Source organism: Salinicoccus sp. ID82-1 (assembly GCF_021991715.1).
GTDB classification, from domain to species: Bacteria; Bacillota; Bacilli; order Staphylococcales; family Salinicoccaceae; genus Salinicoccus; species Salinicoccus cyprini.
Genome location: NZ_JAGFLY010000001.1, coordinates 849,868 through 863,515, shown reverse-complemented (window position 1 = coordinate 863,515; position 13,648 = coordinate 849,868). Strand labels below are relative to the sequence as shown.

10 protein-coding genes are annotated in these 13,648 nt (G+C 48.5%); all 10 read left to right on the top strand.

Going from position 1 to position 13,648, the window contains the following annotated elements; translation table 11 throughout:
• Nucleotides 1-52: 52 nt before the first annotated feature.
• The 10 genes from pfkA to polA all read left to right on the top strand — a co-directional run bounded on the left by pfkA (nucleotide 53) and on the right by polA (nucleotide 13,645).
• Entirely contained in the window at nucleotides 53-1,012 is a 960-nt protein-coding gene (gene pfkA / locus J4760_RS04485) for a 6-phosphofructokinase (protein ID WP_145286788.1), read from the top strand.
• Between the two features lie 13 nt (nucleotides 1,013-1,025).
• On the top strand, nucleotides 1,026-2,786 hold the full coding sequence (gene pyk, locus J4760_RS04480) for a pyruvate kinase (RefSeq protein WP_145286785.1): 1,761 nt from the start codon (nucleotides 1,026-1,028) through the stop codon (nucleotides 2,784-2,786).
• 88 nt (nucleotides 2,787-2,874) lie between these two features.
• Nucleotides 2,875-3,627, top strand: a complete 753-nt coding sequence (locus J4760_RS04475) for a hypothetical protein (RefSeq protein WP_145286782.1) — start codon at nucleotides 2,875-2,877, stop codon at nucleotides 3,625-3,627.
• A gap of 145 nt (nucleotides 3,628-3,772) precedes the next feature.
• The gene (locus tag J4760_RS04470) at nucleotides 3,773-4,084 is read left to right on the top strand and encodes a DUF485 domain-containing protein (protein WP_145286779.1); all 312 of its coding nucleotides are present in this window, start codon (nucleotides 3,773-3,775) and stop codon (nucleotides 4,082-4,084) included.
• Entirely contained in the window at nucleotides 4,081-5,628 is a 1,548-nt protein-coding gene (locus J4760_RS04465) for a solute symporter family protein (protein WP_145286757.1), read from the top strand. The genes J4760_RS04470 and J4760_RS04465 overlap by 4 nt, the downstream gene beginning before the upstream one ends.
• A gap of 229 nt (nucleotides 5,629-5,857) precedes the next feature.
• Nucleotides 5,858-6,973, top strand: coding sequence for a citrate synthase (locus J4760_RS04460; protein WP_237604915.1), 1,116 nt, complete (start codon nucleotides 5,858-5,860; stop codon nucleotides 6,971-6,973).
• Between the two features lie 34 nt (nucleotides 6,974-7,007).
• Complete coding sequence (gene icd / locus J4760_RS04455) at nucleotides 7,008-8,273, top strand: NADP-dependent isocitrate dehydrogenase (RefSeq protein ID WP_145286750.1); 1,266 nt, start codon at nucleotides 7,008-7,010, stop codon at nucleotides 8,271-8,273.
• A gap of 30 nt (nucleotides 8,274-8,303) precedes the next feature.
• A complete protein-coding gene (gene mdh, locus J4760_RS04450; RefSeq protein WP_237604914.1) occupies nucleotides 8,304-9,236 on the top strand; it encodes a malate dehydrogenase in 933 nt (310 codons plus the stop codon).
• Nucleotides 9,237-9,340: 104 nt separating this feature from the next.
• Nucleotides 9,341-10,918: an AbgT family transporter gene (locus tag J4760_RS04445; RefSeq protein ID WP_237604913.1), complete on the top strand. Its 1,578-nt coding sequence runs from the start codon at nucleotides 9,341-9,343 to the stop codon at nucleotides 10,916-10,918.
• Nucleotides 10,919-11,044: 126 nt separating this feature from the next.
• Nucleotides 11,045-13,645 carry a DNA polymerase I gene (gene polA / locus J4760_RS04440; RefSeq protein ID WP_237604912.1) on the top strand — a complete coding sequence of 867 codons (2,601 nt, stop codon included), beginning with the start codon at nucleotides 11,045-11,047 and terminating at the stop codon, nucleotides 13,643-13,645.
• Nucleotides 13,646-13,648: the final 3 nt, after the last annotated feature.

Genomic DNA, 13,648 nt, shown 5'->3' with positions numbered 1-13,648 from the left:
AAGTCAGGTATGATATTTTAAGGATAAGATAACGTTTCAACGGAGGGAACACATGAAGAAAATAGCTGTACTGACAAGCGGTGGCGATTCCCCTGGCATGAATGCCGCGGTAAGGGCCGTCGTAAGAAAAGGCATCTACGAGGGTGTCGAGGTCCATGGTGTCTACCAGGGCTACCAGGGGCTTGTCAACGACAATATAAAGAAGCTTGAGCTCGGTGACGTGGGTGATATCATCCAAAGGGGTGGTACGAAACTCTATTCGGCCCGCTGTCCGGAATTCATCGAACCCGATGTCAGAAAAAAAGCGATTGCGAATCTGCAGAAACGTGGCATCGACTCTCTCGTCGTCATCGGCGGGGATGGTTCCTACAGAGGTGCACAAAGGCTGAATGAAGAAGGGATAAAAACAGTCGGTGTTCCCGGCACGATAGACAACGACATCAACGGCACCGACTACACGATCGGCTTTGATACCGCATTGAACACGATTGTGGATGCTGTCGACAGGATTAGGGATACGGCGACAAGCCATGAACGGACGTTCATCGTCGAAGTCATGGGGAGGGACGCAGGTGATCTCGCCCTATGGGCAGGTGTTGCCGGCGGTGCCGAGACCATCCTCATTCCAGAATCCCATTCGGACATCAAGGAAGTTGCAGAAAGAATCGAGACAGGAATGAAACGGGGTAAGAAGCACTCCATCATCATTGTGGCGGAAGGTGTGATGACTGCTGCACAATGCGGTGAGGAATTGCGTAAATATATCAATATAGACACACGCGAAAGTGTACTCGGGCATATGCAGCGCGGCGGTAAACCGACCGGCAGCGACCGGGTCCTCGCTTCAAGGCTCGGCGCCTATGCTGTCGAGCTGCTGCTCAACGATGTTCATGGCCATGCAGTGGGTATAGAAGATAATCGCCTGACTAGAACGAGCTTTGATCGGGTATTTGAAGAGAGCCACAGAATCGATGAAGGACTGTTCAGACTTTCAAAAGAGTTATCCATATAGGAGGAATATATAAATGCGTAACACTAAAATAGTATGTACGATCGGACCTGCTTCCGAAGCACCTGAAATGCTGGGCAAGCTGATTGATGCAGGGATGAATATTGCCCGCCTGAACTTCTCCCACGGGGATCATGAGGAACATCGTGCAAGAATAAGGAACATCAGGGAAGCTGCTGATAAGGCAGGCCGTACTGTAGCGATCATGCTTGATACGAAAGGTCCTGAAATCCGTACGCATACAATGGAAAATGGCGGCATCGAACTTTCCAAAGGCCAGGCAGTCAGTGTGTCCATGGAGGAAGTCGTCGGTACACCGGAAAAGTTCTCTGTGACCTATCCGGGACTGATCGATGACGTTGAGACAGGTGGTGTCATTCTGCTTGATGATGGACTGATTGAACTTGAAATCGAAAAGATAGATCATGAAAATGGGGAAATTCATTGTCGAGTATTGAACAACGGTCTTCTGAAAAATAAAAAGGGTGTAAACGTGCCGGGTGTTTCCGTGAAGCTTCCGGGAATCACCGAAAAGGATAAGGAGGACATCATCTTCGGTATCGGTGAAGGCGTCGACTTCATAGCTGCAAGCTTCATCCGCACCAACAAGGATGTGCTCGAGATCCGTGAGCTGCTGGAGGAGAAATCCGCTGCACAGATCAATATCATTCCGAAGATCGAGAACCAGGAAGGCATCGATAATATTACGGAAATTCTGGAAGTATCAGATGGACTGATGGTCGCCCGTGGAGATATGGGTGTTGAAATCCCGCCTGAATCCGTACCGATGGTGCAGAAGGATCTGATCAGGAAATGCAACCTGCTCGGCAAGCCGGTCATCACAGCAACGCAGATGCTTGATTCGATGCAGAACAACCCACGCTGTACACGTGCTGAAGCAAGTGATGTTGCCAATGCCATCTACGATGGTACGGATGCCATCATGCTCAGTGGTGAGACGGCAGCAGGAAGCTATCCACTCGAGTCTGTCCAGACGATGGCAAGCATTGCCGTATCGGCTGAAGCGGCGCAGGACTACAAGAAACTGCTGTCAGAGCGGACGAAGTCACTGCAGACGACACTCGTGACCGCCATCGGTGTTTCAGTGGCGCATACTGCACTCAATCTGAAGTGTAAAGCCATTGTCGCTGCTACCGAATCGGGCCATACTGCAAGAATGATTTCCAAATACCGTCCGCATGCGGATATCGTTGCAGTCACACCGCACAGCCATGTCGCAAGACAGCTGCAGCTCGTCTGGGGTGTCCACCCTGTAGTCAAAAAAGGGAAGAGGGACACGGATGAACTCCTCAACGTCTCAGTATCCGCAGCAGTGGAGAAAGGATTCGCCGGACAGGGAGATCTGCTGATTATTACTGCAGGTGTACCGACAGGGGAAGCGGGCACAACCAACCTGATGAAACTGCATATTGTCGGCGACAAGCTGATCATGGCGCAGGGCATCGGCCGAAAAAGCACAGTCGGTGAAGTTGCAGTAATCAGATCTGCAAGTGAGATGGCAGATCGGGATCTGGCTGGAAAAGTAGTGGTCGTACAATCCGTCGACTCCGATATGACACCTTATCTTGAAAAGGCTGCAGGTCTTGTCACGGTGGAAGGCGGTCTGACATCCCATGGAGCAATTGTAGGCCTCAACCTCGATCTGCCTACCATTGTAGGGGCGGCGGATGCACTGGATGTTCTTCAGGAAGGCATGATCATCACAGTTGATGCCGAACAGAACAGCGTCTTCAGTGGACACGCCAACGTACTATAGGAGAATTCCGTGAAAAGGGTACTGGGAAGTACCCTTTTTTGTTGTGGACCGGCAGGTCGGCCGGTATAATGGTGATGAGGTGGCAAAGATGAAAAAGTTATTATTGCTGGCAATGATTCTATTGCTCGCAGCATGTGGAAATAATGGGAGCGGCAATGAAGCTTCCAATGAGGAATCGCAGGAATCGACCGAAGAATCATCAGACTCCGGTTCTGATGAAGAAACACAGACAACAGAAGAAGAGGGCGCGGTAGAAGCACCTGAAATCATAGAGGAAGCAAACGCGGCATGGGGAGATACTGTAAGCTATGAAGCAAGACAGACCTCAAGCATTTCATCTGGTGATGGCCAGTATGTCGTAAGGACGATCACCACCAGAAGTGAACAGAATGAAATCAAGATAGAAGTGGATGATGGGGAACAGATACAGACCCATTATGTGGTTGATGGTGAGCATTTCATCTATCAGAATGGCAGTATAGAAGCACAGGACCAGTCACTTGAGATGGAGAACAGCGCATATGGAGATCTGCTGTCCCAGCTGGAACCCTTGTCTGCAGGTACAGTTTCAGAGCAGGATACAGGCTATGAGATCAGATATGAAATAGACAGCCGTGAAGATGCGATACCGTTTTTCAACGATGAGGTCCAGAACGTCATCCAGGATGTTGATATGTTCAATGGTCTGATTACAGTTCAATTCAATGAAGACTACCAGTATACCGGGGCGGAGCTGACGTTGACAGTCGGCAGCGGCCAGGAGGAACTCAATATTACATCCAACATCACCATGGATCGGATAGGGGAAATCGACCTTATCGAAAAACCGAAGGAAATGTAGAAGCATCGTCCGTTTACAGCAAACGGACGATTTTTTTTACTTCTCATATGTACACGCCAGTGTAATTATACATGATTTTAATTATTCAAAAAATTGACATTATTATACAAGCTAAATAGAATATAGGGTACAAGGGGGAATTGAAATGTCAGAGATTGATTACAGGAAAATTGCATCGCAGCCCGAATTCGAGTCACTTCTGAAAAAGCGCAACAAGTTCATTCTGCCAATCAGCATATTTTTCATTATTGCCACGCTGCTGTTTCCAGTACTTACCGGCTATACCGACATCCTCAATAATGAAGCATTCGGAAATATTTCGTGGGCATGGATCTACGCGCTTCTGCTCTTCATTATGGTGTGGACTCTTGTAACCGTTTACATGAAGCGGGCGAAGGCGTTCGACAAGGAAGCGGATGAAATCATCAGGAAGTACAGGGAAGGGGAATACAAATGAATCTGACAGTCATCATCATGTTTCTGGTATTCGTAGGAGCAACTTTGGTCATTACATATTTTGCTTCCAAACGGACAAATTCCACAAAAGATTTCTATACAGCGGGCGGAGGTCTGACAGGCTGGCAGAACGGACTGGCCATTTCCGGTGACTATCTGTCGGCAGCTTCATTCCTTGGAATTGCCGGTGCCATTGCACTATGGGGATTTGATGGTTTTTTCTATAGCGTCGGTTATCTGACAGCATATCTTGTTGTCCTGTACATCGTTGCCGAGCCGCTCAGAAACCTCGGGAAGTATACAGTTGCCGACATGATTGCAGCACGTTTTGAAATGAAGAAGGTCAGAGCGTTTGCAGCACTGTCCTCGATTACAATCGTCATCTTCTACATGCTTGCCCAGCTCGTCGGGGCAGGGGCGCTCATCCAGCTGCTTTTTGATATTCCATACAGCGTTTCAGTCATCATCGTCGGCATCATGATGACCATCTACGTCCTTTTCGGGGGCATGACGGCCACGAGCTGGGTACAGATGGTCAAAGCGATACTGCTGATGATCGGTACGATACTGATTTCATTCCTCGTACTGCTCCAGTTCAATTTCAATATATTCACGATGTTCGGCGAAATGAAGAATATCACCGCGCCCGAGCTTGAAGGGTCGTTTCTGAATCCCGGGGCTCAGGGCGAGTCACCGCTCAATAACATTTCACTGATGATCGCCCTGCTGTTCGGTACAGCCGGTCTGCCACACATCCTCATGAGATTCTTTACCGTAAGAGATGCAAAGACGGCGAGAAGCTCCGTAATGTGGGCCACATGGATCATCGGCATATTCTATATACTCACCATATTCCTCGGCTTCGGGGCCGCAGCGCTTCTGACGAGGGAAGAGATCATTGCAGCCAATCCAGCCGGCAACATGGCGGCACCGCTGCTTGCTGAAAGGCTGGGTGGAGATCTGCTCATGTCATTCGTTGCAGCTGTGGCATTTGCAACCATTCTGGCTGTCGTTGCCGGGCTGGTACTTTCCGGCGCCAGTGCATTCGCACATGATATATACGCCCAGGTCATCAAGAAAGGACAGGTTTCCGAAAGCCAGCAGATGCTTGCTGCCAAAATTGCAGCATTCAGTGTCAGTGTACTTTCCATTATTCTCGCCATTTTTGCGCAGGATCAGAACGTTGCATTCCTTGTATCTCTTGCTTTCTGTGTCGCTGCAAGTGCCAACTTGCCGGTCATCGTCTATACGATTTTCTGGAAGCGTTTCAATACACAGGGTGCGATTGCCGGCATCATAACCGGACTTGTCGTTTCCCTCGTTCTGGTCATACTCAGCCCGAACGTCATGGACCCTTCCGGAGCCGGATTCATTGCAGTGGAACCGATATTCCCATTGAATAATCCTGCTCTGATTTCAGTGCCTGCCGGTTTCATCGGCGCATTCCTTGGAACATTCCTCGGAAAACCGGAATCCCATGAAAAGTACAGGGAAGTCAAAGTAAAATCCGTCACTGGAATATCAACATCCGATGTCAGCCACTAAATATAAGATTAACTTATGAGAATCGATAAGTTAATTAATCATTTCTTAATTAGACGATAATTCTATGAAATTATCGTCTTTTCCCTTTTGTAAGGGCTTTCGAGGCGGTTAACGATATAATTTTCACAATCTGTAGAAGATTCTTGAATTGTTCACAAACCTTTTGAATTTGATATAATGGACTTAAAGCCAGATGGCTATTTAATGATTTACGAGAAGGAGAATCGATATGTCTGACAAAAAAGGTTTAGAAGGCGTTGTAGCGGCTGAGTCCCGCATCAGTTCCATCATTGGTTCACAACTTACTTACTGTGGTTATGAAATCGATGACCTCGCTGAAAATGCACTGTTTGAAGAAGTCGTTTTTCTGCTTTGGAATGATAGGCTGCCGAATCAGAGCGAATTGGAAGCATTCCAGGGTAAAATGTTTGATTACATGACACTCAATCCACGGATTTATGGTCATTTCGAAGAATACGCTGCAGATAAGGTGCATCCGATGACAGCTGTGCGGACCGCACTGTCCTATCTTGCCCACTTCGATCCGAATGCCGAGGATATGAGCGATGAAGCCAATCAGGAAAAAGCGATTCGCATCCAGGCAAAGATTGCGTCGGTAGTCGCAGCATTTTCCAGAATCAGAAACGGCCAGGAAGTCATTAAGCCGAAGCAGGGTCTGACTTATGCTGCGAACTTCCTCTACATGCTGTATGGCGAAGAGCCGAACGATACACAGGTGGAGGCAATGAACAAGGCGCTTGTTCTGCATGCTGACCATGAACTGAATGCATCTACATTCACAGCCCGTGTCTGTGTGGCAACGCTATCTGATGTCTACTCCGGCGTGAGTGCAGCAGCTGGCGCACTGAAAGGTCCACTGCATGGTGGTGCCAATGAGCGCGTAATGCAGATGCTGTCAGAAATCGAATCTGTCGATGCAGTGGAAGGCTATCTCGAAGAGAAGTTTGCGAACAAGGAAAAGATCATGGGCATGGGCCACCGTGTATACAAAGAAGGAGATCCACGTGCCAAGTATCTGAAGGATATGTCGAAGAAGCTGACAGATGAGGCAGGAGAGCCTGAATTCTATGAGAAATCCGTTAAGATCGCCGAGGTTGTGGAAAGGGAGAAAGGTCTGCTTCCGAATGTCGACTTCTTCAGTGCCACTGTATATCACTCACTCGGCATCGATCATGACCTGTTCACACCGATCTTTGCGGTCAGTCGTGTTTCCGGCTGGCTCGCACACATCCTTGAACAGTATCAGGATAACCGTCTGATCAGACCGAGAGCGGAGTATATCGGTCAGACAGGCAAGAAGTATGAACCGATTGAAAACAGATAACGGATCGAGATCAAAAACTGGAGGAATATAATCTATGTCTAGTCAAAAGATAACTACAAATAATGGCGTACTTAATGTACCGGATCAGCCTGTCATTCCCTACATCGAAGGGGACGGCATCGGCCCGGACATCTGGAGTGCAGCAAGCAAAGTACTGGATGGCGCCGTAGAGAAAGCCTATGATGGCAAGAAGAAAATCGAATGGAAAGAAGTGCTTGCCGGACAGAAGGCCTATGATAAGACAGGCGAATGGCTGCCACAGGAAACACTGGATACGATTGATGAATATCTGCTGGCCATCAAAGGCCCATTGACAACACCGATCGGCGGCGGCATCCGTTCCCTGAACGTTGCATTGAGACAGGAACTGGATCTTTTCACCTGCCTGCGTCCCGTCAGATATTTTGAAGGCGTGCCTTCTCCGTTGAAGCGTCCTGAAGATACAGACATGGTCATTTTCCGCGAAAATACCGAAGATATCTATGCAGGTATAGAATTCCAGGAAGGTACGGATGATGTCAAGAAAGTCATCGACTTCCTGCAAAATGAAATGGGCGCCAAAAACATCCGTTTCCCTGAAACTTCCGGTATCGGCATCAAGCCGGTTTCAAAGGAAGGTACGGAAAGACTTGTACGTTCAGCAATCAACTACGCGATTGAAAACAATCGTCCATCTGTAACACTTGTCCATAAAGGCAACATCATGAAATTCACTGAGGGAGCGTTCAAAGCGTGGGGCTACGACCTTGCAGAACGTGAATTCGGAGATAAGGTCTTCACATGGAAAGTCTACGATAAGATCGTTGAGGATGAAGGCCGTGAAGCTGCGGACAAAGCACAGTCAGAAGCTGAAGCAGCTGGCAAAATCATCATCAAGGATGCCATTGCAGACATCTTCCTGCAGCAGATTCTGACACGACCGAAAGATTTCGGTGTTGTTGCGACCATGAACCTGAACGGAGACTACATCTCCGACGCGCTTGCAGCGCAGGTGGGCGGTATCGGCATTGCGCCAGGAGCCAACATCAACTACGAAACAGGACATGCAATTTTCGAAGCTACTCATGGTACTGCACCGAAGTATGCGGGTCTTGATAAAGTGAACCCTTCTTCAGTCATACTTTCAGGTGTACTCATGCTCGAGCACCTTGGCTGGCAGGAAGCTGCTGACCTGGTCACGAAAGCAATGGAAAAAACAATTGCGTCCAAAGTTGTTACGTACGATTTCGCGCGTCTGATGGATGGCGCGACAGAAGTGAAGTGTTCCGAATTTGGAGATGAACTCATCAAAAACATGTAGGCATGTTTGCTGACTAGGAGCGTGGATAGTATGAACAGAAAGAAGATTTCAGTTATCGGTGCGGGTTTTACAGGTGCGACGACAGCGTTCATCGCAGCATCAAAAGCGCTTGGTGATATTGTGCTTGTAGATATTCCACAGTCCGAGGACCCGACCCGCGGCAAGGCACTTGATATGATGGAGGCGACACCGGTTCTTGGTACGGACGTGAACGTCAAAGGAACAAGCAGTTATGAAGATACAAAGGACTCGGATCTTGTCATCATTACAGCAGGAATTGCAAGAAAACCCGGCATGAGCCGGGACGATCTGGTGAAAACCAACCAGAAGGTGATGTCTGCTGTCACGCGTGAAATCGTGAAGTATTCACCGGACTGCTCGATCATTGTTCTGACCAATCCAGTGGACGCAATGACCTATACTGTATTCAAAGAGTCCGGTTTCCCGAAGAACAGAGTAATCGGTCAGTCAGGCGTTCTCGATACGGCGAGATTCCGAACTTTCGTTGCCGAAGAGCTGAAACTCTCCGTCAAGGATGTCCAGGGGTTCGTTCTCGGGGGACATGGTGATGACATGGTACCGCTCATCCGCTATTCAAATGTGGGTGGCGTGCCGCTTTCAAGTCTGCTTAATCAGGAACGCATCGATGCCATCATAGAACGCACAAGAAAGGGCGGCGCTGAAATTGTCAACCTGCTGGGGAATGGATCGGCATACTATGCCCCTGCGGCGGCGCTTGTCGAAATGGCTGAAGCAATCCTGTTCGACCAGAAGCGTGTACTTCCTGCAATTGCATATCTCGAAGGTGAATATGGCTATGATAATCTCTATCTTGGTGTACCTACAGTACTGGGTGCAGAAGGTATAGAGAAAATCATGGAACTGGAGCTTTCTGATGAGGAAAAAGCCCAATTGGATAAATCCAGGGATTCTGTCACTCATGTCATGAACATGCTGAAATAATATTTGTAAAATTCAAGTACGGGTATTATACTGGAAAGGCTGCCTTCATGGTGGCCTTTTTCAATTTTCAAAAATCTATAAATAAATGGGAGGAAATTTTAGGAATGGAAAATGGTAGAAAGAAAAATGGTATCTTTCAAAAATTCCTTGATTTTGTCGAATGGCTGGGTAACAAGCTGCCGCATCCGGTGACACTTTTTGCACTGCTTGCAGGGCTTACACTCATCGCTTCGGCAATCCTGTCTATGCTTGAAATCACAGTCGAGCACCCGGCGGAGGATCAAGGTGCTGTTTCAGTCAATAATCTGCTGAACGGAGAAGGCATCAGCTACATATTCTCCAGCATGACAGAGAATTTCATCAACTTTGCACCGCTTGGTGTTGTACTCATGACCATGCTTGGAATTGGTGTCGCTGAACGTTCAGGACTGATCAGTGCAGCGCTGCGCGGGTTTGTCCTGGCAATACCGAACCAGCTGATCACTGCCGGTCTTGTGTTTGCCGGTATCATGTCTTCACTTGCATCCGATGCAGGCTACGTTGTACTGCCACCGCTCGGTGCTGTACTCTATCTGGCACTTGGCAGGCACCCGCTTGCCGGTCTGGCCGCAGCATTTGCCGGGGTCTCTGCAGGGTTTTCAGCCAACCTGCTGCTGAGCGGAACGGACGCCCTGCTGTCCGAACTGACGATTGCTGCAGCTGCAGTTCTTGATCCGCAGTATGCTGAAGGCATGAATGTTGCAATGAACTACTACTTCATTTTCGTCAGTGTATTCCTGCTTACACTCGTCGGCTGGTTTGTATCCGATAAGATTGTCGAGCCGAGACTCGGCAAGTTCGATACAAAAAATGCCGATCAGGAAGCAGTCGACAATACGGATGAAATGAATCCACTTGAACCGGTTGAAAAGAAAGGGCTGATCTGGGCAATCATCTCAATGGTAGTCGGTGCACTGCTTGCATCACTGCTTGTCGTACTGCCGAACTCGCCAATGCGAGGGGAAGAGGCAGTGGGCGGATATATGGATCAGATCATCCAGTCACCATTCATGAGTGACGGACTGGTACCGATCATAGCGATTCTTTTCTTCATTCCGGGTCTTGTCTATGGGCTGATTACAAAATCCATCAGAAATGACAAGGATGTTGCAGACCAGATGACGAAAACGATGGCAGCAATGGGCATGTTCATCGTGCTGGCATTCACGGCCGGTCAATTCGTTGCATACTTTGCTGAATCCAATATCGGACTGGTAATCGGTGTATACGGCGCCGAACTGCTTGAAACACTGAATCTGACTGGTATTCCGCTGATCATCGGCTTCATGCTTGTCACTGCAATCGTCAACCTGTTCATTGGTAGTGCGAGTGCGAAATGGGCGATGATGGCACCGATATTCGTGCCGATACTGATGCAGCTCGGCTATTCTCCGGAGCTCACGACAATGGCATATCGTGTGGCGGATTCTTCAACCAACATCATTACACCGCTCATGACCTACTTTGCAATCATCATTGCATTCGCGCAGCAGTACGATAGAAATATCGGGATTGGTACGCTGATTTCCGTCATGCTGCCATACTCCATCTTCTTCTTCGTCTCCTGGGCGATCATGCTGATTGTGTGGATGCTGTTCGGCATTCCACTCGGACCGAATGCACCAATCGAATACGCTGGATAATTATGAAGGGCACAGCAATCGCTGTGCCTTTATTTATGGATTAAACCGGTATGGAAATGTATAATCTGATTATGGAGAGACTGGTAACGGACGGTCGGATCATTTCGATAGAGAGGAGATAGGGAAATGAAGAAACTGATACTGATAGACGGCAACAGCATGGCGTTTCGTGCATTCTACGGGCTGCCGCTGCTGAGCAATCAGAGCGGGCTCCACACGAACGCCATCTTCGGTTATGCCAGGCTTCTTGAGAAGCTGATAGAGGAAGAGGCGCCGACGCACTTTCTTGTCGCCTTTGATGCAGGCAAATCGACTTTCAGACACAAGCAGTATGACGAGTATAAAGGGGGCAGACAGAAGACGCCGCCTGAACTGGGTGAGCAGTTCGCACCGATACGGCGTCTGATTGATGCATACGGCATCAAACGGTATGAAGCGGAGGAGTATGAAGCCGATGACATTATCGGTACGCTCAGCAGAAAAGCGGATGAAGAAGGGTTCCAGACCATCATCATCACAGGTGATAAGGACTTGACCCAGCTGGCCAGTGAAAATACAGTCATCCACTACACGAAAAAAGGCATATCCGACATAGACCGGTATACACCGGAACACATCCAGGAAATATACGGACTCGCGCCCGAGCAGATCATAGATTTGAAAGGGCTGATGGGCGATAAGTCCGATAATATTCCAGGTGTGCCGGGTGTAGGGGAGAAGACGGCACTTAAACTGCTCGGTGAACATGGGTCTGTCGAAGCAGTGCTTGAAAATCTGGAAGGCGTCAAAGGGAAGAAGCTGAAGGAGAACCTGACGGAACATAGAGAGGATGCATTGATGAGCAAGTCGCTCGCAACCATCTACCGGGAAGTGCCGCTTGATTTCGATATGGATTCCCTTCTGTTCACCAATGAAAATGAAGAAGAGAAATATGCAATCTTCAAAGAGCTCGAATTCGAGTCTCTGCTGAAGAATATGGAGGCTTCCGAGGCGGAGGATAAGAAGGAATTTGAATCGGAACGTGTCGATGCACTGGATCAGCTCGATGCAGACGTCTCCTTCCATCTTGAAGTCCGTGCAGATAATTATCTGGTAAATGGACCCGAGGATATCGCCGTCACAGACGGAGTAAGAACCTTCATCAGCAAGGTCGAAGATGTGGATCAGACCAAACTGCAGCAGTTCCTCAAGTCGAGAGATACCATCAATGTCTACGATATAAAGCGCCAGATGGGTCTTCTAAAGCACCTGGGCATTCATTTCGAAGACTTTGATACGGATATCATGCTTGGCAGCTTCCTGCTCGATCCATCAAAGAAAATCATCGATGCAGCAGAGACTGTCGGCCAGTTCAATGTCAATATAGACAGTGACGACTTCCATTACGGCAAGGGACGTAATGCCAAGCAGCCGACAGGGGAAGTGCATGAAAAGTTCCTGATGGATAAAGTCATGGCAGTACATCATGTCGGACCACTGATGGCGGAATCGCTCAAGGAAGATGACATGTATGACCTTTGGAAGGACCTTGAGATTCCACTGGCAAAAGTGCTGTCCGGCATGGAATACCGCGGCATCACAGTGGATGCTGGACGTCTTCGGGATATGGAAAGTGAAATAAAGGAACGCCTTGTTGAAATTGAAGGAAAAATATATGAACTCGCAGGAGAGGAATTCAACATCAATTCTCCCAAACAGCTTGGCATCGTTCTTTTCGAGAAGCTGGATCTGCCCGTCATCAAGAAGACCAAGACAGGCTATTCCACTGCCGTCGATGTACTGGAAGAGCTGCAGAGCAGGCATGAGATTGTCAGCTATCTTCTGGACTACCGTTCACTGTCCAAACTCCAGTCGACATATGTCATCGGACTGCAGGGCGAGATCAAGGAGGATTCCAGAATCCATACACGCTTCAACCAGACTCTGGCACAGACGGGCCGGCTGTCTTCAGTCGAGCCAAACCTTCAGAACATACCGATACGCATCGATGAAGGCCGACGGATCAGAAAGGCATTCGTACCGAAAAGTGACGACCACGTACTGCTGGCGCTCGACTATTCGCAGATCGAGCTCAGGGTGCTTGCACACATCACCGGTGATGAGACCATGACCAGCGCCTTTACAAGTGATACCGATATTCATACAAAGACTGCCATGGAAGTCTTCGGTGTGGAACGGGAAGATGTCACCAGTGATATGAGAAGGAACGCAAAGGCGGTCAACTTCGGTATCGTCTATGGCATCAGCGACTATGGACTGAGCCAGAACCTTGGCATTACAAGAAAAGAAGCCAAGACGTTCATCGACAACTATCTGGATTCCTTCCCCGAAGTCAAGATGTTCATGAAATCCATCATCCAGGATGCCAGACGCGATGGCTATGTGAAGACGCTGCTCAACCGCAGAAGGTATATCCCGGATATCCAGAGCCGCAATTTCAACGCAAAGAGCTTTGCTGAACGGACAGCCATGAACTCGCCGATCCAGGGAAGTGCAGCAGATATAATCAAACTCGCCATGGTAAAATACGAACAATCGGAAGAAGCACAGAAATTCAATGCCGAATTGCTGCTGCAGATCCACGATGAGCTGATTTTTGATGTTCCGGAGGAAGAAGTGGAAGCATTCATCCCGGTCATCAAGGATATTATGGAGAATGCAATGGCACTCTCGGTGCCACTCAAAGTGGACTATGGATATGGCAGCGATTGGTATGAAGTGAAGTAGGTG

Excerpts from the sequence above, each read along its gene's own strand:
- pfkA (WP_145286788.1), top strand. The coding sequence starts at position 53 with ATGAAGAAAATAGCTGTACTGACAAGCGGTGGCGATTCCCCTGGCATG.
- J4760_RS04460 (WP_237604915.1), top strand. The coding sequence starts at position 5,858 with ATGTCTGACAAAAAAGGTTTAGAAGGCGTTGTAGCGGCTGAGTCCCGC.
- J4760_RS04475 (WP_145286782.1), top strand. The coding sequence starts at position 2,875 with ATGAAAAAGTTATTATTGCTGGCAATGATTCTATTGCTCGCAGCATGT.
- polA (WP_237604912.1), top strand. The coding sequence starts at position 11,045 with ATGAAGAAACTGATACTGATAGACGGCAACAGCATGGCGTTTCGTGCA.
- J4760_RS04465 (WP_145286757.1), top strand. The coding sequence starts at position 4,081 with ATGAATCTGACAGTCATCATCATGTTTCTGGTATTCGTAGGAGCAACT.
- mdh (WP_237604914.1), top strand. The coding sequence starts at position 8,304 with ATGAACAGAAAGAAGATTTCAGTTATCGGTGCGGGTTTTACAGGTGCG.
- J4760_RS04445 (WP_237604913.1), top strand. The coding sequence starts at position 9,341 with ATGGAAAATGGTAGAAAGAAAAATGGTATCTTTCAAAAATTCCTTGAT.
- J4760_RS04470 (WP_145286779.1), top strand. The coding sequence starts at position 3,773 with ATGTCAGAGATTGATTACAGGAAAATTGCATCGCAGCCCGAATTCGAG.
- icd (WP_145286750.1), top strand. The coding sequence starts at position 7,008 with ATGTCTAGTCAAAAGATAACTACAAATAATGGCGTACTTAATGTACCG.
- pyk (WP_145286785.1), top strand. The coding sequence starts at position 1,026 with ATGCGTAACACTAAAATAGTATGTACGATCGGACCTGCTTCCGAAGCA.